Source organism: Citrobacter sp. H12-3-2 (assembly GCF_009649895.1).
Classification (GTDB): domain Bacteria; phylum Pseudomonadota; class Gammaproteobacteria; order Enterobacterales; family Enterobacteriaceae; genus Citrobacter; species Citrobacter portucalensis.
The window spans coordinates 721,935-741,225 of record NZ_CP045837.1; the positions used below are offsets into that span (position 1 = coordinate 721,935).

Annotated in this window: 17 protein-coding genes; 10 read left to right on the forward strand and 7 right to left on the reverse strand. The window is 53.8% G+C overall.

What is annotated here, in order from left to right; genetic code table 11:
- Both GHC22_RS03500 and tolC read right to left on the reverse strand, forming a co-directional pair.
- Complete coding sequence (locus tag GHC22_RS03500) at positions 1-678, reverse strand: DUF1190 family protein (protein WP_003024591.1); 678 nt, start codon at positions 676-678, stop codon at positions 1-3.
- A 147-nt stretch (positions 679-825) separates the two neighbouring features.
- Positions 826-2,304, reverse strand: a complete 1,479-nt coding sequence (tolC, locus tag GHC22_RS03505; protein ID WP_153752240.1) for an outer membrane channel protein TolC — start codon at positions 2,302-2,304, stop codon at positions 826-828.
- 199 nt (positions 2,305-2,503) lie between these two features.
- On the opposite strand from tolC, the gene nudF reads away from it, so the two are divergent.
- Genes nudF through parE form a run of 5 tightly spaced genes read left to right on the forward strand, consistent with a single transcriptional unit; the run spans position 2,504 to position 6,909 of the window.
- A complete protein-coding gene (nudF, locus tag GHC22_RS03510; protein WP_048215533.1) occupies positions 2,504-3,136 on the forward strand; it encodes an ADP-ribose diphosphatase in 633 nt (210 codons plus the stop codon).
- Complete coding sequence (locus tag GHC22_RS03515) at positions 3,133-3,555, forward strand: DUF1249 family protein (RefSeq protein WP_003024582.1); 423 nt, start codon at positions 3,133-3,135, stop codon at positions 3,553-3,555. The genes nudF and GHC22_RS03515 overlap by 4 nt, the downstream gene beginning before the upstream one ends.
- Before the next feature lie 24 nt (positions 3,556-3,579).
- Positions 3,580-4,407: a 3',5'-cyclic-AMP phosphodiesterase gene (cpdA, locus tag GHC22_RS03520; RefSeq protein ID WP_153752242.1), complete on the forward strand. Its 828-nt coding sequence runs from the start codon at positions 3,580-3,582 to the stop codon at positions 4,405-4,407.
- A complete protein-coding gene (yqiA, locus tag GHC22_RS03525) occupies positions 4,407-4,988 on the forward strand; it encodes an esterase YqiA (protein WP_003024575.1) in 582 nt (193 codons plus the stop codon). The genes cpdA and yqiA overlap by 1 nt, the downstream gene beginning before the upstream one ends.
- Before the next feature lie 28 nt (positions 4,989-5,016).
- The gene (gene parE / locus GHC22_RS03530) at positions 5,017-6,909 is read left to right on the forward strand and encodes a DNA topoisomerase IV subunit B (RefSeq protein WP_153752244.1); all 1,893 of its coding nucleotides are present in this window, start codon (positions 5,017-5,019) and stop codon (positions 6,907-6,909) included.
- Positions 6,910-7,015: 106 nt separating this feature from the next.
- Here parE and GHC22_RS03535 read toward each other — a convergent pair whose 3' ends face one another.
- The 4 genes from GHC22_RS03535 to qseB form a co-directional block, all read right to left on the reverse strand.
- Positions 7,016-7,330, reverse strand: a complete 315-nt coding sequence (locus GHC22_RS03535) for a putative quinol monooxygenase (protein WP_003024557.1) — start codon at positions 7,328-7,330, stop codon at positions 7,016-7,018.
- Between the two features lie 30 nt (positions 7,331-7,360).
- Positions 7,361-7,942 (reverse strand): NAD(P)H-dependent oxidoreductase, encoded by a 582-nt coding sequence (locus tag GHC22_RS03540; RefSeq protein ID WP_003828397.1) that lies wholly within the window; start codon positions 7,940-7,942, stop codon positions 7,361-7,363.
- 109 nt (positions 7,943-8,051) lie between these two features.
- Positions 8,052-9,401 carry a quorum sensing histidine kinase QseC gene (gene qseC, locus GHC22_RS03545; protein ID WP_048225549.1) on the reverse strand — a complete coding sequence of 450 codons (1,350 nt, stop codon included), beginning with the start codon at positions 9,399-9,401 and terminating at the stop codon, positions 8,052-8,054.
- Positions 9,398-10,057 carry a quorum sensing response regulator transcription factor QseB gene (gene qseB / locus GHC22_RS03550; RefSeq protein WP_048225546.1) on the reverse strand — a complete coding sequence of 220 codons (660 nt, stop codon included), beginning with the start codon at positions 10,055-10,057 and terminating at the stop codon, positions 9,398-9,400. The genes qseC and qseB overlap by 4 nt, the downstream gene beginning before the upstream one ends.
- Positions 10,058-10,207: 150 nt before the next feature.
- On the opposite strand from qseB, the gene GHC22_RS03555 reads away from it, so the two are divergent.
- From GHC22_RS03555 to ftsP, 4 genes are all read left to right on the forward strand, one after another.
- On the forward strand, positions 10,208-10,606 hold the full coding sequence (locus GHC22_RS03555) for a YgiW/YdeI family stress tolerance OB fold protein (RefSeq protein ID WP_003024544.1): 399 nt from the start codon (positions 10,208-10,210) through the stop codon (positions 10,604-10,606).
- A 118-nt stretch (positions 10,607-10,724) separates the two neighbouring features.
- Positions 10,725-12,983, forward strand: a complete 2,259-nt coding sequence (gene parC / locus GHC22_RS03560; protein WP_057068261.1) for a DNA topoisomerase IV subunit A — start codon at positions 10,725-10,727, stop codon at positions 12,981-12,983.
- Positions 12,984-13,178: 195 nt separating this feature from the next.
- Positions 13,179-13,916 carry a 1-acylglycerol-3-phosphate O-acyltransferase gene (gene plsC / locus GHC22_RS03565; RefSeq protein WP_043017631.1) on the forward strand — a complete coding sequence of 246 codons (738 nt, stop codon included), beginning with the start codon at positions 13,179-13,181 and terminating at the stop codon, positions 13,914-13,916.
- Between the two features lie 71 nt (positions 13,917-13,987).
- The gene (ftsP, locus tag GHC22_RS03570) at positions 13,988-15,400 is read left to right on the forward strand and encodes a cell division protein FtsP (protein WP_008785819.1); all 1,413 of its coding nucleotides are present in this window, start codon (positions 13,988-13,990) and stop codon (positions 15,398-15,400) included.
- 16 nt (positions 15,401-15,416) lie between these two features.
- Here the strand turns inward: ftsP and GHC22_RS03575 are convergent, their stop codons facing one another.
- Positions 15,417-16,892, reverse strand: coding sequence for a TrkH family potassium uptake protein (locus GHC22_RS03575; RefSeq protein ID WP_020996330.1), 1,476 nt, complete (start codon positions 16,890-16,892; stop codon positions 15,417-15,419).
- A 199-nt stretch (positions 16,893-17,091) separates the two neighbouring features.
- On the opposite strand from GHC22_RS03575, the gene GHC22_RS03580 reads away from it, so the two are divergent.
- Positions 17,092-19,263 carry a YgiQ family radical SAM protein gene (locus GHC22_RS03580; protein WP_111464931.1) on the forward strand — a complete coding sequence of 724 codons (2,172 nt, stop codon included), beginning with the start codon at positions 17,092-17,094 and terminating at the stop codon, positions 19,261-19,263.
- Positions 19,264-19,291 lie beyond the last annotated feature (28 nt).

The window sequence follows — 19,291 nt, forward strand, 5'->3', positions numbered from 1 at the left end:
TCAGCCACCCATTGAACGTGTGGTGGTGCCGCTTGCGCTACGCTGCATGGTGCTCTGTTTGGCCACAGACTCACCAAATCCGCCGCGGGTTACGGTAGAGGTGGTGGCTGGTTTCGGTGCCATAGCGGTTTTCGGTACGGTCATGGTGCGACCCGGCGTTGCTGCGCCGTAGTTTTTACCACTGGCATCCGTGTATTTGCCGTAAGCCGGGCTGGCTGGGTTTTTCGAGCTGAACAGCGGTTGCTGAGCGCCCATTCCGCCACCCATCAGTCGACCCATCATGTAGCCTGCCATCAGCGGCATCCAGAAGCTGCCGCTGCTTTGATTCTGCGCCTGAGCCTGGCCTTCACCGGTCGGCGCCATACCCGCTTGCGCAGGAGCCTGCTGGCACTGGCCTTCGCCGAATTCAGCGATACAGTCTTCACGAGTGGCGTATTTTGGCGCGGTACGTTCAGCTTCTTTCAGCGCATTGTTAAACGCGGTAGTACATTCGGCGCTTTTACCCGGATTCGCCGCAGAGCAGTCGTCAGCGTTCTGATAAAGCGAAACCGTTTCGTCGCTCTTTTCACAGCCCGCGAGCATAAACACAGCGGTAACTGCCAGGGCGACAGGAGTCAGATGGCGCGCGCTCCAGCTTTTGCGGAACGAGGCGTGATGTATAGATTTTGTCCGTTTCATTTATGTCTTCCAGTACCCAGTGGTAACTCTGCTCAGAATAGAGGATGACTGGTCGAAATTGAAGCGGTAAGAGGCGAGAATGCGGAAGAAGGGGCGGATCTTTACGTTGTCTTACGTTCAGACGGGGCCGAAGCCCCGTCATCAGCATCAGTTACGGAACGGGTTGTTGCCGGTGCTGCTGGTTGAACGTGCTGCTGTCGGCTGTGCCGCAGGCGTCGCGCTGTTGGACGTATAACCGTCCGCCGCGGCATCTTGCTGCGCGTTTTCCGGCGCGATCGTATCCGGAGTCGTGGATACTGGTTTACCCAGCGTATTGTTCAGTGCCACCAGATCCTGCTCGTTCAGCGTACCGAGCGCAGATTTGACGTTTAACTGGTTGATAAGATAGGTATAACGCGCATTCGCCAGTTGCTGCTTGGCGTTGTACAGCGTGGTGGTGGCATCCAACACATCCACAATGGTACGTGTACCTACGGAATAGCCGGCTTCCATCGCATCCAAAGAACTTTGTGCAGAGACAACCGCTTGTTTGTAAGCGTTAATGCTACTGATAGACGCATTAATGTTGTTGAACGAAGAACGAACGGTCTGCACCACGCTGCGGTGTGCGCTTTCCAGCTGTTCACTCGCGCCAACAAAGTTGTACTGCGCTTGTTTCACCTGCGAGTTAACCATTCCGCCCTGGTACAGCGGCAGCGAGAAGCTCAGACCGATTTTGTTCTGGCCCATGTTGCTGTCGTCATACTGGGAGCTGTTGGTTTTAGACCCGCTGTACGAGGTGTCAGATACCCCGGTAGAGGCGGTCAGGTCCAGAGTCGGTAAATGACCATCCTGCGCCAGACGAATCTGCTCACGTGCCAGATCCTGGCTCAAGCGGGCCTGCAATAACGACAGGTTGCGGTTTTCTGCTTCTTTCAGCAGCGCGTTTACCGCCTGCGGTTTGTTGGTTTTAAAACCATCAACGTTCAGTGAAGCCAGTTCCGGGTAGTAGTTACCGGTTACCTGGCGCAGCTGTTCTACCGCGTTATCCAGATTGTTACGCGCGGTAACTTCGTTCGCCAGTACAGTATCGTATTGTGAGCGGGCGTTTTGTACGTCAGTGATGGCAACCAGGCCAACGTTAAAACGCTGAGTGGTCTGATCTAACTGACGATAGACCGCATCTTTCTGTGCCTGGGTATAAGAAAGCACGTCAATTGCGTTCAGTACGTTAAAATAGGCCGTGGCGGTATTCAGGATCAGCGTTTGCTGATCGGTCTGATAGGTCACGTCCTGAATGCCTGCTGATTTTTCTTGCAGCGTCAGGGCACGCCATTTAGACATGTCAAAAATAGACTGAGTTAACTGCAAAGATGCGCTGGTGGCGTTGGAGTTGACGCCATTTGCATCACGGTAGCCATTGCTGTAGGTGTAATCGGCACCTAAACCCAGTTGCGGCAGTAATGGGCTACGCGCTTCGTTAATTTTTTCGAATGCAGCATCGCGATCGGCGGCGGATTTACGCAATTCCGGGTTGCTCAGGCGTGCTTGCTGATAAACCTGCATCAGGTTTTCTGCCTGGCTCAAAGTACTGAACCCCGACAGGCTCAGGCCGATAAGGATGGGGAGCAATTTCTTCATTTGCATTCCTTGTTGTGAAGCAGTATTTAGCGCTGATCAAATTGTAAAAATATTTGCTGATTCTAGCAGAATCCGCCACTTCAAAAAGTTGGCGTTACGTGCCATACGGCGTTAATTTGCATCAATTTAACACAAGGGCGTTCAAACATCAGTCAAACGACCTTGAAATTCACATTTTAATCACTATTGGTTTCAGGACAGCACAATGAGTAAACCAGACAACTTGCCAATGACTTTCACTAAAAATGATGTAGAAATTATTGCACGAGAAAAGCTATACCGCGGTTTTTTTTCACTGGATCTTTATCGGTTTCGCCATCGCCTGTTTAACGGGGGGATGAGCGGCGAGGTAACGCGCGAAATTTTTGAGCGCGGACACGCGGCAGTCTTGCTACCCTTTGACCCTGAGCGAGATGAAGTTGTGCTGGTCGAGCAGATCCGTATCGCGGCATTTGATACCAGCGAAAGCCCGTGGTTACTGGAAATGGTGGCCGGGATGATCGAAGAGGGCGAAACCGTTGAAGATGTAGCCCGTCGTGAAGCAATGGAAGAGGCCGGGCTGGAAGTTAAACGGACGAAGCCCGTTCTGAGCTATCTGGCAAGCCCGGGTGGCACCAGTGAGCGCCTGTCTATTTTAGTCGGCGAAGTGGACGCCACGACCGCGAGCGGGATCCATGGTCTGGCTGATGAAAACGAAGATATTCGTGTTCATGTGGTAAGCCGGGAACAGGCTTACCAATGGGTTGAAGAGGGGAAAATCGACAACGCAGCGTCTGTCATCGCCTTGCAATGGTTACAGCTGCACTATCAAGAGTTAAAAACTGAGTGGAAAAAATGAAGCGTTACACACCTGACTTCCCTGAAATGATGCGTCTGTGCGAAACCAACTATTCGCAATTGCGCCGCCTGCTGCCACGTAATGATGCAGCCGGTGAAACAGTGAGCTATCAGGTAGCAAACGCACAATATCGGTTAACGATCGTGGAATCGACCCGATACACTACGCTTGTTGCGATCGAACAAACGGCACCGGCCGTCACATACTGGAGCCTGCCTTCATTGACCGTGCGCCTGTATCATGACGCAAGGGTGGCTGAAGTGTGTTCAAGTCAGCAGATCTTTCGCTTCAAAGCGCGGTATGATTATCCAAATAAAAAGTTGCATCAACGCGACGAAAAGCATCAAATTAATCAGTTTTTGGCCGACTGGTTACGGTACTGTTTAGCACATGGAGCGATGGCGATTCCGGTTTATTAGCGTCGTGAAACCTAAGGACACCATTTGGAAAGCCTGTTAACCCTTCCTTTGGCTGGTGAGGCCAGAGTCAGGATCTTACAAATTACAGATACTCACCTGTTTGCCGAAAAGCATGAAACGCTGCTGGGTGTGAACACCTGGGACAGCTATCAATCCGTACTGGATGCAATACATGCAGAGTCGCCTGAGTACGATCTGATCGTCGCGACGGGTGATTTGGCGCAGGATCAATCCGCTGCGGCTTATCAGCATTTTGCTGAGGGCATCGCAAGTTTTCGTGCGCCCTGCGTTTGGCTACCGGGCAATCACGATTTTCAGCCGGCAATGTACAGCGCGCTGCAGGATGCGGGCATTTCCCCGGCCAAACGCATTTTCATTGGCGAACAGTGGCAAATCTTGCTGCTCGACAGCCAGGTGTTCGGCGTTCCCCACGGTGAGTTAAGTGAATTCCAGCTCGAATGGCTGGAACGTAAACTTGCCGATGCGCCAGAGCGTAATACCTTGCTACTACTGCATCATCATCCCCTGCCTGCGGGCTGCAGCTGGCTCGATCAGCACAGTCTGCGAAATGCCGCTGAGCTGGATAACGTGCTGGTGAATTATCCTCGCGCCAAGTATCTATTGTGCGGGCATATTCATCAGGAGCTGGATCTGGACTGGAACGGTCGCCGTCTGCTGGCGACGCCGTCGACCTGCGTGCAGTTTAAACCGCACTGTTCCAACTTCACATTGGATACCATCAGCCCAGGCTGGCGGACGCTGGAGCTTTTTGCCGACGGGACGTTGCAGACTCAGGTACGTCGCCTGCAGGGTAATCGGTTCCACCCTGATACCGCTTCAGAAGGCTACTGATGTCTACGCTTCTCTATCTTCACGGATTTAATAGCTCTCCTCGTTCGGCGAAGGCGTGTTTACTGAAAAACTGGCTGGCGGAACACCACCCGCACGTTGAGATGATCGTGCCGCAGCTACCTCCGTATCCTGCGCAGGCCGCAGAGATGCTGGAATCGATCATTCTTGAACACGGCGGAGAGTCGCTGGGGATTGTCGGTTCCTCTTTAGGCGGCTATTACGCCACCTGGCTGTCGCAATGTTTTATGCTGCCGGCAGTGGTGGTGAACCCTGCCGTACGGCCTTATGAACTGCTGGTCGACTATCTCGGTCAAAACGAGAACCCCTACACGGGGCAGCAATATGTGCTAGAGTCACGCCATATTTACGATCTTAAAGTCATGCAGATTGACCCGCTGGAAGCGCCGGATTTGATCTGGCTGCTCCAACAAACGGGCGATGAAGTGTTGGACTACCGCCAGGCGGTGGCGTATTACGCCTCCTGCCGTCAGACAGTTATTGAGGGCGGAAACCACGCATTCACGGGCTTCGAAGATTATTTCAACCCGATTGTCGATTTCCTTGGACTGCACAGTTTCTGACGATCAATTCGAATTGCTTATTTAAACCATGACGCAAACTTATAACGCTGATGCCATTGAGGTACTCACTGGGCTTGAGCCGGTACGCCGTCGCCCTGGGATGTACACCGATACGACCCGTCCGAACCATCTTGGGCAGGAAGTGATTGATAACAGTGTGGATGAAGCACTGGCGGGCCACGCGAAACGCGTGGACGTGATCTTACATGCCGACCAGTCTCTGGAAGTCATTGATGACGGACGCGGCATGCCGGTAGATATTCACCCTGAAGAAGGCGTTCCGGCGGTTGAGCTGATCCTCTGTCGTCTGCACGCGGGCGGCAAGTTCTCTAACAAGAACTACCAGTTCTCCGGTGGTCTGCACGGTGTGGGTATCTCCGTTGTTAACGCCCTGTCCAAACGTGTGGAAGTGAACGTGCGCCGCGACGGGCAGGTATACAACATCGCGTTTGAGAATGGCGATAAAGTGCAGGATTTACAGGTTGTCGGTACCTGCGGCAAACGCAATACCGGGACCAGCGTGCACTTCTGGCCGGATGAAAGCTTCTTTGACAGCCCGCGTTTTTCTGTTTCGCGCTTAACGCACGTACTGAAAGCAAAAGCGGTACTGTGCCCAGGCGTTGAGATCACTTTTAAGGATGAGGTCAACAACAGCGAACAGCGCTGGTGCTACCAGGACGGTCTGAATGACTATCTGAGCGAAGCGGTGAATGGCCTACTGACGCTGCCGGAAAAACCGTTTATCGGTAATTTCAGCGGTGAGACGGAGACGGTGGACTGGGCGCTGCTCTGGCTGCCGGAAGGCGGCGAGCTGCTGACCGAAAGCTATGTGAACCTGATCCCAACCATGCAGGGCGGTACGCACGTTAACGGTCTGCGTCAGGGACTGCTGGATGCGATGCGCGAGTTCTGCGAATACCGTAACATCCTGCCGCGTGGCGTGAAGCTGTCGGCGGAAGATATCTGGGATCGCTGTGCTTATGTGTTGTCGGTAAAAATGCAGGATCCGCAGTTTGCCGGACAAACCAAAGAGCGCCTCTCTTCGCGTCAGTGTGCGGCATTCGTCTCTGGCGTGGTGAAAGATGCATTCAGTTTGTGGTTGAACCAGAACGTGCAGTCAGCCGAACTGCTGGCTGAGATGGCGATTTCCAGCGCGCAGCGTCGTCTGCGTGCGGCGAAAAAAGTAGTGCGTAAAAAGCTGACCAGCGGTCCGGCGCTGCCGGGTAAACTGGCGGACTGTACCGCACAGGATCTTAATCGCACCGAACTGTTCCTTGTCGAAGGTGACTCGGCGGGCGGATCGGCCAAGCAGGCGCGCGATCGTGAATATCAGGCGATCATGCCGCTGAAAGGTAAGATCCTCAATACCTGGGAAGTCTCTTCCGATGAAGTGCTGGCTTCGCAGGAGGTTCACGATATTTCCGTGGCGATCGGTATCGATCCTGACAGCGACGATCTAAGCCAATTGCGCTACGGCAAGATCTGTATCCTGGCGGATGCGGACTCCGATGGTCTGCACATCGCTACGCTGCTGTGCGCGCTGTTTGTGAAGCACTTCCGCACGCTGGTGAAACACGGTCACGTCTACGTGGCGCTGCCGCCGTTATACCGTATCGACCTCGGTAAAGAGGTCTATTACGCGCTGACGGAAGAAGAGAAAGCGGGCGTACTGGAGCAGTTAAAGCGCAAGAAAGGCAAGCCGAACGTGCAGCGCTTTAAAGGTCTGGGTGAAATGAACCCGATGCAGCTTCGTGAAACTACGCTGGATCCGAACACCCGTCGCCTGGTGCAGCTCATTATCGATGATGAAGACGATCAGCGTACCAACGCAATGATGGATATGCTGCTGGCCAAGAAGCGTTCTGAAGATCGTCGTAACTGGTTGCAGGAGAAAGGCGACCTGGCGGATCTCGAAGGGTAATTGCATGTAGAAAAGCCGGAGACGGGCGTAAAATGCCTTATCCGGCTCTCATCTGACGAAGCGATTTATGCCGGATAGCTAAGCGTCACCCGGCAAATCGACAATCTTAAATGCCCGACTCCAGAATACGAATATTCATGTCCAGCACGTCACCTTTCACGGCTTCGCTGTAGGCTTTCATATGCGGGGTCTGCAAATGCGCTTCAAGATGCGCGATGCTTTCCCACTGCTCAACCATCACGATTGAATCTGGTGCTGTAGTCTGAAAACTCACACCTGCGGCATGATCCACCATCGGCGCATAGCCGTGGCAGCCTTCTTCTTTCAGTACGGTCGGAACGATTTTGGCAAACTGATCCAGTACCGCCTGGCGGTGATGTTGACCTGGACGTGTACGGATTTCTGCAATAACGGTAAGCATGGTTAACTCCTTCTAATTCCAGGTTACCAGTTAACCAAAAATTTCGGTCAGATGCTTGCGATATTCTGCGATATAACGCGGGACGTCCGGCATTTTAATCACGTCATTGGTGATAAAGGTCGGCAGCGCTTCCATTCCCAGGAACTGGTTTGCTTTATGGAACGGGAGATAGACGCCATCAACGCCAACGCCATGGAAGAACTGGTCTTTTTCAGTGAAGGCTTCCATCGGTGCGTTCCAGGTCAGGGACAGCATGTATTTTTTGCCCTGAATCAGCCCGCCGGAGCCGTATTTTTTAGAAGCATCTGAACGTGTGCGGCCGTCGCTGGCGTACAGCGTACCGTGACCTTCGGTAAACACGTCATCGATGTATTTTTTCACGGTCCACGGTGCGCCCATCCACCAGCCAGGCATCTGCCAGATAACCGCATCGGCCCAGACGAAATTCTGCACTTCTGCTTTTACGTCATAATCGCTGTCTGCGCGTACGACTTTAACATCATGCCCGAGGTCGCGCAGGATACCGTCCGCGACCTCGGTCAGGGTGTCATTCAGTTGACCATTAGAATGGCCGAATTTTTTCGCCCCGTTGATAATCAGAATGTTGCTCATTTTGTGTCCTCAAGGAAATACGTTTGAGGACGATTTTACTCCCACCAGCGGTGCGGTGAAATTAGCAAAATGTGCAAAGTCTTTTGCTATATGAGCAACAATAACGCGATTACCAACTGACTTTTGCTTCAAAGCCACCTTCCGGAGCGTTGCCGAACGAGGCTGACATTCCATGCAGTGTTGCGATACGACGGACAATCGACAGACCGAGACCGCTGCCGGTCACGCTTTGTCCCGGTGGACGATAAAAGCGTTCACCGATGTGTGTAAGTACCTCTGGCGCAACGCCAGGACCGTTATCTTTGACGCTGAAGTTACGGGCGTTGAGCGTCACTTCCACAATGCTCCCCTGCGGACTGTAGCGAATGGCATTATCCAGCAGATTTCGTACCATCAGGCTCAGCAAAAGCGGCTGTCCTGTGCGCGTGATATTGTGTGCGTTAATCTGCAAACGTACGTCAATATGCGCCTGCTGGGCCGGGTGGTAGATATCCATCACCGCGGATTGCAGTAGCTCCTCCAGCGAGATTTCTGCCACATCCTGAAGATTATCGAGGGAGTCGAGGCGCGAAAGCGTCAGGAGCTGATCGACCAGTCGCGTGGCGCGTTCAATTCCCGCATGCAGCTGCACCAGCGCTTTTTCCCGCGTTTGCGGGTCGTCGTCTGACAGTTGCACCACTTCGGTTTGCACCTTCAGCGCGGTCAACGGACTGCGCAGTTCGTGAGCGGCGTCAGAGGTAAAGCGCCGTTCGCGGACCATCATAGAGTGGATGCGGGTAAACAGCTGATTAAGCGACTCAACCAGCGGGCGCACTTCGCTTGGCACACCTTTCGGGTCGAGCGGTTCTTCTGACTCCGGGGCGCGCCAGCGCAGAGCTTGCGCCAGTTTTTTTAGCGGCCTGAGTTCGCGACTCAGCATGACCACCAGGATCAGCAACATCAGCGGCAGCGCAACCAGCCACGGGGTTAACTGTGCGGTAAGGATCGAAAGCGCCATATCCTCCCGGTATTCCCACTCCTGGCCCACCACAATGCGATATTTTCCATCAGCGGAATTCAGCCACAGGAAGCGCCAGGAATCGTTGTCGCCCCTGAGTTGGCCGTCGCTAAACCCCTCCCGGCTGTAGCTGTAGGGAATATCCTGGCCATTGTCGCCATCGTGTAGCACCATTTTGCCGTCGGTGGAGTAGATGGCGAACGCCAGTGCGTCGTCATCAATATGGCCATGTTTCAGTTTTTTTGGCGTGCGGGCCATATTGCTTGAGGTGGTGACATCGCTGATATCCAGCGTGCTAAGCCGCTTGGCGAACAGCATCAGCTGCGTATCAAACAGCTCATCGACATTATCGGTAGTCTGCCTCCAGGCCACAAAACTGGATACGGCCCAGGTTGCTGATGCCAGAATCAGAAAAATAAGCGTTAGCCTGACTCGCAGACTGAGGCGTTGTGTGAGTTTCATGCGCCACCCAGGGTATAGCCAATGCCATGCACGGTACGGATAAAGTCGCTGCCGAGCTTACGGCGTAAGTGATGGACGTGGACCTCAACCGCATTGCTGGAGACATTTTCGTCCCAGGTATACAGTTTTTCTTCAATCAGTTTGCGGGGCAGGACGCGACCTTTGTTGCGCATTAGCAGTTCCAGCAGCGCGAACTCTTTAGGTTTGAGTGACAAAGGTTCACCCGCCGCCGTGGCGACCAGCGCGCCGGGATCGAGCGTTACCTGGCCATGGCACAATGTGTTGCTGGCCTGGCCGCTGGCACGACGTACCAGTGCCTCCAGTCTGGCGGCAACTTCGATCAGCGCAAAGGGTTTGCACAGATAGTCATCTGCGCCCAGGCGCAGGCCTTCAACGCGTTCTGCCAGCGCGTCGCGAGCGGTCAGAATCAGCACAGGCTCCTGCTTTCCGTTGGCTCGCCATTCGCGCAAAATGTCCCGTCCGTCTATGCCTGGCAGCGTCAGGTCGAGGATTACCGCATCATAAGGTGCGCTGTAGAGTGCTTCTTTCCCTTGGCGACCTTCGGTAAACCAGTCGATGCTGAAACCCATTTTACTCAGACCTGTTTTCAGGCCATCGCCAATCAACGTGTCATCTTCGATCAGTAAAATACGCATATGTTCATCCCTGCGATAACTCATTTGCAGTCAGTAAACCTGTGGCTACAGTCTCTGTACAGCAAAAAAAGTATCTTTTTTTGCCTTAAGAACTTGTTAAGGATTAATTTATTTAATAGTCGTAAACCAACATGAAAGGGAGACATGACGATGAAAAAATTAGCTGCAATGGTTGCCGTAATGGCACTGTGTTCCGCACCTGTGCTGGCAGCTCAGCAGGGCGGCTTCTCTGGGCCAACGACAACCACCACGCAGAGCCAAAATGGCGGATTTGTCGGCCCTAACGGTAGCAGCACGACGGTAGAAAGTGCCAAATCACTGCGTGATGACACCTGGGTTACCCTGCGCGGGAACATCGTTGAGCGTATTTCCGACGACCTGTACGTGTTTAAAGATGCGACCGGCACGGTTAATGTGGATATCGACCACAAGCGCTGGAACGGCGTAACCGTCACACCGCAGGATGTGGTTGAAATCCAGGGTGAAGTGGATAAAGACTGGAACTCCGTTGAAATCGACGTAAAACAGATTACCAAAGTTGCTAAGTAATCCCCATCAGGGCCGCATTCGCGGCCCTTTTCTTTGTGACTCAACACGCCAGATAGGGTAGTATCTGCGGCAATATTGCCCTTCAATAGAGGGGTACAAAGTTGAGGAACCACGATTAATGAGCGATATGGCAGAGCGCCTGGCGCTGCATGAATTCACGGAAAACGCCTATCTGAACTATTCCATGTACGTCATCATGGACAGGGCGTTGCCGTTTATTGGCGATGGTTTGAAACCCGTTCAGCGTCGCATCGTATACGCGATGTCCGAACTGGGGCTGAATGCCAGCGCCAAATTTAAAAAATCCGCCCGTACCGTCGGTGACGTGCTGGGTAAATACCATCCGCACGGCGACATAGCCTGCTATGAAGCGATGGTGCTGATGGCGCAGCCGTTCTCTTACCGTTACCCGCTGGTTGACGGGCAGGGGAACTGGGGGGCACCGGACGATCCGAAATCCTTCGCGGCGATGCGTTATACCGAATCCCGTCTGTCTAAATATGCGGAAGTCCTGCTGGGCGAACTCGGTCAGGGAACGTCGGACTGGGTGCCAAACTTCGACGGCACCATGCAGGAGCCGAAGATGCTGCCTGCGCGTCTGCCAAATATTCTGCTGAACGGCACGACCGGTATTGCCGTTGGTATGGCAACGGACATTCCGCCACATAACCTGCGTGAAGTGGCAAAAGCAGCGATAACTCTGATTGAGCAGCCGAAAACGACGCTGGATCAGTTGCTGGATATCGTACAAGGGCCGGATTACCCGACCGAAGCGGAGATTATTACTTCGCGCGCGGAAATTCGTAAGATTTACGAAAACGGACGCGGCTCCGTACGTATGCGCGCGGTATGGACGAAAGAAGACGGCGCGGTGGTGATTTCCGCGCTGCCGCATCAGGTTTCCGGGGCAAAAGTGCTGGAGCAGATCGCTGCTCAAATGCGCAATAAAAAGCTGCCGATGGTAGACGACCTGCGCGACGAATCGGATCACGAAAACCCGACCCGTCTGGTGATTGTCCCGCGCTCTAATCGTGTGGATATGGAGCAGGTGATGAACCACCTGTTTGCCACTACCGATCTGGAAAAGAGCTACCGTATCAACCTGAACATGATTGGTCTTGATGGTCGTCCGGCGGTGAAAAACCTGCTGGAGATCCTCACCGAATGGCTGGCGTTCCGCCGCGATACCGTACGTCGCCGCCTGAATTATCGTCTGGAAAAAGTGCTCAAGCGCCTGCACATCCTTGAAGGTTTGCTGGTGGCGTTCCTCAACATTGACGAAGTCATCGAAATTATTCGTCATGAAGATGAACCTAAGCCTGAGCTGATGTCGCGGTTTGGCATTTCTGAAACCCAGGCTGAAGCCATCCTTGAGCTGAAATTGCGCCACCTTGCCAAACTCGAAGAGATGAAAATCCGCGGTGAGCAGGATGAGCTGGCGAAAGAGCGCGATCAGTTGCAGGCCATTCTGGCTTCCGAACGTAAAATGAGTAACCTGCTGAAGAAAGAGCTGCAGGCCGATGCAGATGCCTATGGCGACGATCGTCGCTCTCCGTTGCAGGAACGTGAAGAAGCGAAGGCGATGAGCGAGCACGACATGCTGCCATCTGAGCCGGTTACCATTGTGTTGTCCCAGAGTGGCTGGGTGCGTAGCGCCAAAGGCCACGACATCGATGCGCCAGGATTAAGCTATAAAGCGGGCGACAGCTTTAAGTCGGCAGTGAAGGGTAAGAGCAACCAGCCGGTGGTGTTCGTGGACTCGACCGGACGCAGCTATGCCATCGACCCGATTACGCTGCCGTCGGCGCGCGGTCAGGGTGAACCGCTGACCGGGAAGCTCACGCTGCCGCCAGGCGCGACGGTTGAGCACATGCTGATGGAAGGCGACGATCAGAAACTGCTGATGGCCTCCGATGCGGGCTACGGTTTTGTCTGTACCTTCAATGACCTGGTCGCACGTAACCGTGCGGGTAAGGCATTGATTACGCTGCCAGAAAATGCGCGCGTGATGCAGCCGGTGGTGATTGAAGATGAAACCGACATGCTACTGGCTATTACTCAGGCTGGCCGCATGTTGATGTTCCCGGTGAGCGATTTACCGCAGTTGTCGAAAGGCAAAGGGAACAAGATCATTAATATCCCTTCAGCGGAAGCGGCGAAAGGCGAGGATGGCCTGGCGCAACTTTACGTGCTGCCGCCGCAGAGCACGCTGACCATCCACGTCGGTAAGCGCAAAATCAAACTGCGTCCTGAAGAGTTGCAGAAAGTGACCGGAGAGCGCGGCCGTCGCGGCACGCTAATGCGTGGTCTGCAGCGTATCGACAGCATTGAGATTGACTCGCCTCGACGCGCCAGTCACGGCGACAGCGAAGAATAACGCTACCGTCCGGCTCTCCCTGTTAAAGCCCAGGGAGAGCCAACGTTAAAAATTCCCGTGAAACCGTTGTTTATTCGTGCGTTGCGATTAACAATACGCTTTTCCAGAGAGCCGCCCTTAACAAAGCCCTAACCTGATACCGCGTGATGAATCAGGTGACGTAAAATGCCAGGCTCTTAGGCCTTAGAGGTTGTTATGCTATATATTTTTCGTTTAATCATTACTGTTATTTACTGCATTCTGGTCTGTATTTTCGGTTGCATATACTGTCTGTTCAGCCCACGAAATCCAAAACACGTTGCAACGTTCGGTCATATGTTTGGCCGCCTGGCTCCCCTTTATGGCCTGAAGGTCGAGTGCCGCATGCCGGCAGACGCGCAGAACTATGGTAATGCTATCTATATTTGTAACCATCAGAACAACTATGACATGGTTACCGCTGCGAATATCGTTCAGCCGCCGACGGTGACGGTAGGTAAAAAAAGCCTGCTGTGGATCCCTTTCTTCGGGCAGCTGTACTGGTTAACCGGTAACCTGTTGATTGACAGAAACAACCGCGCTAAAGCGCACAGCACCATTGCTGCCGTGGTGAATCATTTCAAAAAACGCCGCATTTCTATCTGGATGTTCCCGGAAGGAACGCGTAGCCGTGGTCGCGGTCTGCTGCCGTTTAAAACCGGCGCGTTCCATGCAGCGATTGCTGCTGGTGTCCCGGTCATTCCGGTGTGCGTTTCCACAACCTCGAACAAGATAAAACTCAATCGACTCAATAATGGTCTGGCAATTGTCGAGATGTTGCCACCGGTGGATATTAGCCACTTTGGGAAAGATCAGGTTCGTGAACTGGCAGCGCATTGCCGCACGCTGATGGAACAAAAAATCGCAGAACTCGATAAAGAAGTTGCTGAGCGGGAAGCCGCCGGTAAGGTTTAATCCGCGCAATTCGGGTTTTTTACAGGAAATGACTTCCTGCGTGTTAATAGCCAGTTTTTTATGGAGTTTATATGTCATTCAGTCGGCGTCAGTTCATTCAGGCATCGGGGATCGCACTGTGTGCAGGTGCTGTTCCGCTGAAGGCTAATGCTGCCGGTCAGCAACAACCGTTACCCGTGCCTCCGCTGCTGGAGTCCCGCCGGGGGCAGCCGCTATTTATGACGCTGCAACGTGCGCACTGGTCCTTTACGCAAGGCACGCGCGCACCTGTATGGGGAATTAACGGCCGCTATCTGGGACCGACAATCCGTGTCTGGAAAGGGGATGACGTCAAGCTTATCTACAGCAACCGTCTGACTGAAAATGTCTCGATGACTGTCGCCGGGTTGCAGGTACCAGGCCCGCTGATGGGCGGCCCGGCGCGCATGATGTCCCCGAATGCTGACTGGGCGCCGGTGCTACCGATTCGCCAGAATGCCGCCACGTTGTGGTATCACGCTAATACGCCAAATCGTACTGCTCAGCAGGTCTATAACGGTCTTGCCGGGATGTGGCTGGTTGAAGATGAAGTGAGTAAATCACTGTCTATTCCCAACCACTATGGCGTGGATGATTTTCCGGTCATTATCCAGGACAAGCGGCTGGACAACTTTGGCACGCCGGAATACAGCGAGCCCGGCAGCGGTGGCTTTGTCGGTGATACGCTGCTGGTCAATGGGGCGCAAAGCCCGTATGTCGAAGTCTCCCGCGGCTGGGTGCGCTTGCGTTTGCTGAACGCTTCAAACTCGCGTCGTTACCAGCTGCAAATGAGCGATGGCCGTGCGCTGCATGTGATTTCCGGCGATCAGGGTTTTTTACCTGCGCCTGTTTCGGTGAAGCAGCTCTCGTTGGCTCCGGGCGAGCGTCGTGAGATCCTGGTGGATATGACGAACGGTAATGAGGTCTCTATCACCTGTGGTGAGGCGGCCAGTATTGTCGACAGGATCCGCGGGTTCTTTGAGCCTTCCAGTATTCTCATCTCCACGCTGGTGCTGACTCTGCGTCCAACGGGCCTTCTGCCGCTGGTGACCGATAGCCTGCCAATGCGCCTGCTGCCAACGGAAATCCTCAGCGGTTCGCCGATTCGCAGCCGTGATATCAGCCTGGACGACGATCCTGGCATCAACGGTCAGCTGTGGGACGTCAATCGTATGGATATTACTGCCCAGCAGGGCTCCTGGGAGCGCTGGACGGTGCGGGCGGATATGCCCCAGTCCTTCCATATTGAAGGTGTTTCGTTCCTGATCCGTAATGTGAATGGTGCGATGCCGTTCCCGGAAGACAGAGGCTGGAAAGATACTGTCTGGGTTGATGGCCAGGTTGAATTACTGGTTTATTACGGACAGCCTTCCTGGGCCCATTTCCCGTTCTACTTTAATAGCCAGACGCTGGAAATGGCGGATCGTGGCTCAATCGGACAGATGTTGGTGAACCCGGCGCCGTAATGCGCCGGGGTATTCGTTACGCCCGCCAGAACATGCGCGAGAACAGGATCAGAATGGGGTAAATCTCCAGACGCCCCATGATCATGGCCGCGCACATCAGTAGCTTTGCTTCCTCGTTTAAGGTGCCAAATGTCGTGGCGGTGACGCCAAATCCTAGCCCCATATTGTTGATGCAGGCGGCGACGGTGGCGAAAGAGGAGAAGAGATCGTAGCCCATCAGATTGAGCGCCCAGATAAAAAAGCTGGTGAACAAAACGTAGAGAAAGAAAAAGCTCCATACCGAACGCACCACCCGGTCGCTTACCACGCTATTGCCCACTTTGATATTCAGCAGGGCGCGAGGGTGCGCGAGCTGGTGTAACTCCTGACGGCACTGCTTGAACATAATCAAAAAGCGTAGCACCTTAATCCCCCCGCAGGTCGATCCCACACAACCGCCGAAGAAACTGGCGCTGAGCAGCATGAAGATCGTGTGCGAAGGCCACTGCGCGTAATCCGCCGTCGACAGGCCATTATCTGTCAGCATCGAACTGGCCAGAAAAAAAGCATGCACCAGGCTGTCCGTTAATCCGTACATGCCTGCCCGCCAAACTTGCCAGGTGGCGATCAGAGTGACCACCAACGCAATAAGCAAAAAGAAACGCAATTCGGCATTACGACGAAAGGGTTTGAAGGTACGTTTCACGATAGCAACGTACCAGAGGGTGAAGTTAAACGCAGACAGCAGTGAAAATATCCCGGCGACAAGCTCAATGGCATGGCTGTTATAAAAGCCGATGCTCTCGCTGCGAGTGGAAAATCCGCCGAGAGAGACCGTCGACAGCCCGTGGCATAAGGCGTCGAAAAACGACATCCCGGCAGCCCAGTAGGCCAGAGTACAAATAAGACCCAGAATGACATAGGTCATCCACAGCGTGCGTGCAGTATCAGCAAGTCTTGGCGTGAGGCGTTCTTCTTTAAAAGGGCCCGGCATTTCAGACTGATACAGCTTCATGCCACCAATACCCAGCAGCGGCAATACCGCCACGGCGAGGACGATAACACCCAGACCGCCAATAAAATTGAGCTGAGCCCGATAGTACAGATACGACTTCGGCAAGGCGCTGACGTCATCAATCACCGTTGCGCCTGTAGTGGTAATCCCAGAAACTCCTTCAAACAGGGCATCCGCAAAAGAGAGGTTTAAGCCATCGTCCATCCACATCGGCATCGCGCTGATAAACGAAAACAACAGCCAGAACAGGACGATAATGACGAAACCATCCCGGGTACGCAGTTGAATCCCCGCATGTTTGGTTGCCAACCACGCCCCGCCGCCGAGGGTGAAGAAAGTCATAAACGTGCTGAAAAAAGCGAACAAGCTCCGCTCTTTGTTTAACAAAGCGATGAGCATCGGCGGCAGCATAGAAAAGCTGTAGAGAAGAACCAGAAATCCGCACAGGTGAACAACAACCCGTAACTGGGAAATATGCAGTGAATCGTTGAGTCGCAATGAAAAATCCCCCGCCGAAAAAGAGTTATCTCAGCTGGCTGGCATGGTGTTAATTATGATTGATAAAAATGATCGTCGTAAAATTTAACAATTTATATAACTTTCTACTGGTCTGGTTCAGACTCCACTTCATTTCTTGCCGACATACAGCGTATAATCCTCGGCCTTTGATTATTTTTTTACCATTTTTGGAAGCATTATGAGCGCAATATCCCTGATCCAGCCGGACAGAGACCTTTTCTCCTGGCCGCAGTACTGGGCTGCCTGTTTTGGCCCGGCACCGTTTTTGCCGATGTCACGCGACGAAATGGACCAACTTGGCTGGGATAGCTGCGACATCATTCTGGTTACCGGCGATGCATACGTCGATCATCCCAGCTTTGGCATGGCAATTTGCGGACGTATGCTGGAAGCACAAGGCTTTCGCGTAGGGATTATCGCCCAGCCGGAGTGGAACAACAAAGACGATTTTATGCGTTTGGGTAAACCGAACCTGTTCTTTGGTGTGACCGCAGGCAACATGGACTCGATGATCAACCGTTACACCGCCGATCGCCGACTGCGCCATGACGATGCCTACACACCGGACAACGTTGCGGGCAAACGTCCGGACCGCGCCACGCTGGTCTATACCCAGCGCTGTAAAGAAGCATGGAAAGATGTGCCGGTTATTCTCGGCGGTATTGAGGCCAGCCTGCGCCGTACCGCGCACTATGACTACTGGTCCGATACCGTTCGTCGCTCTGTTCTGGTGGATTCCAAAGCCGACATGCTGATGTTCGGCAACGGCGAACGTCCGCTGGTGGAAGTGGCGCATCGTCTGGCGATGGGCGAAACCATCGATCAGATCCGCGACGTGCGTAACACTGCGATTATGGTTAAAGAAGCGCTGCCGGGCTGGAGTGGGGTGGATTCCACGCGCCTCGACACGCCGGGTAAGATTGACCCGATCCCGCATCCGTATGGTGAAGATCTGCCGTGTGCTGACAACAAGCCGGTCGCACCGAAAAAGCAGGAAGCGAAAGCGGTAACCGTACAGCCGCCGCGCCCGAAACCGTGGGAAAAAACCTACGTGCTGCTGCCGTCCTTCGAAAAAGTGAAGGGCGATAAAGTGCTGTATGCGCATGCGTCGCGTATCCTGCACCACGAAACCAACCCAGGCTGCGCGCGTGCGCTGATGCAAAAGCACGGCGATCGCTACATCTGGATCAACCCGCCAGCCATTCCGCTCTCTACCGAAGAGATGGATAGCGTCTTTGCGCTGCCGTACAAACGCGTGCCGCATCCGGCGTATGGCGACAGCCGCATTCCGGCCTATGAGATGATCCGTTTCTCGATCAACATTATGCGTGGCTGCTTTGGCGGCTGTTCGTTCTGTTCGATCACCGAGCACGAAGGTCGCATCATCCAGAGCCGCTCTGAAGACTCGATCATCAATGAAATCGAAGCCATTCGCGACACCGTTCCAGGTTTTACCGGCGTGATTTCCGACCTCGGCGGCCCAACGGCGAACATGTATATGCTGCGCTGTAAGTCACCGCGCGCGGAGCAGACCTGCCGTCGTCTGTCATGCGTCTACCCGGATATCTGTCCGCATATGGACACCAACCACGAACCGACGATTAACCTTTATCGTCGTGCGCGTGATTTGAAAGGCATTAAAAAGATCCTCATCGCTTCGGGCGTGCGTTATGACATCGCGGTTGAAGACCCGCGCTATATCAAAGAACTGGCGACCCACCACGTTGGCGGCTATCTGAAGATTGCGCCAGAGCATACCGAAGAAGGCCCGCTGTCGAAGATGATGAAGCCGGGGATGGGCAGCTACGATCGCTTTAAGGAATTGTTCGATACCTACTCTAAACAAGCGGGTAAAGAGCAGTACCTGATCCCGTACTTTATTTCCGCGCACCCGGGCACGCGTGATGAAGATATGGTGAATCTGGCGTTGTGGTTGAAGCAACGTCGTTTCCGTCTGGATCAGGTGCAGAACTTCTATCCATCACCGTTGGCGAACTCCACAACCATGTATTACACCGGGAAAAACCCGCTGGGTAAAATTGGTTATAAGAGTGAAGATGTGGTGGTGCCGAAAGGTGATAAGCAGCGTCGTTTGCATAAAGCCCTGCTGCGTTACCACGATCCAGCCAACTGGCCGTTAATCCGCCAGGCGCTGGAAGATATGGGTAAAAAGCATCTGATCGGCGGTCGTCGCGAATGTCTGGTCCCGGCGCCTACGCTGGAAGAGATGCGAGAAGCGCGTCGCCAGAACCGTTATACTCGCCCGGCATTGACCAAGCACACACCGGTGGCGCATCAGCGCCAGACGCCAGCCGCAAACAAAAAACGCGGGAAAGTGGCAGGGCGCTAATCTGCCTTGCCCGGTAAATGCTTATCAG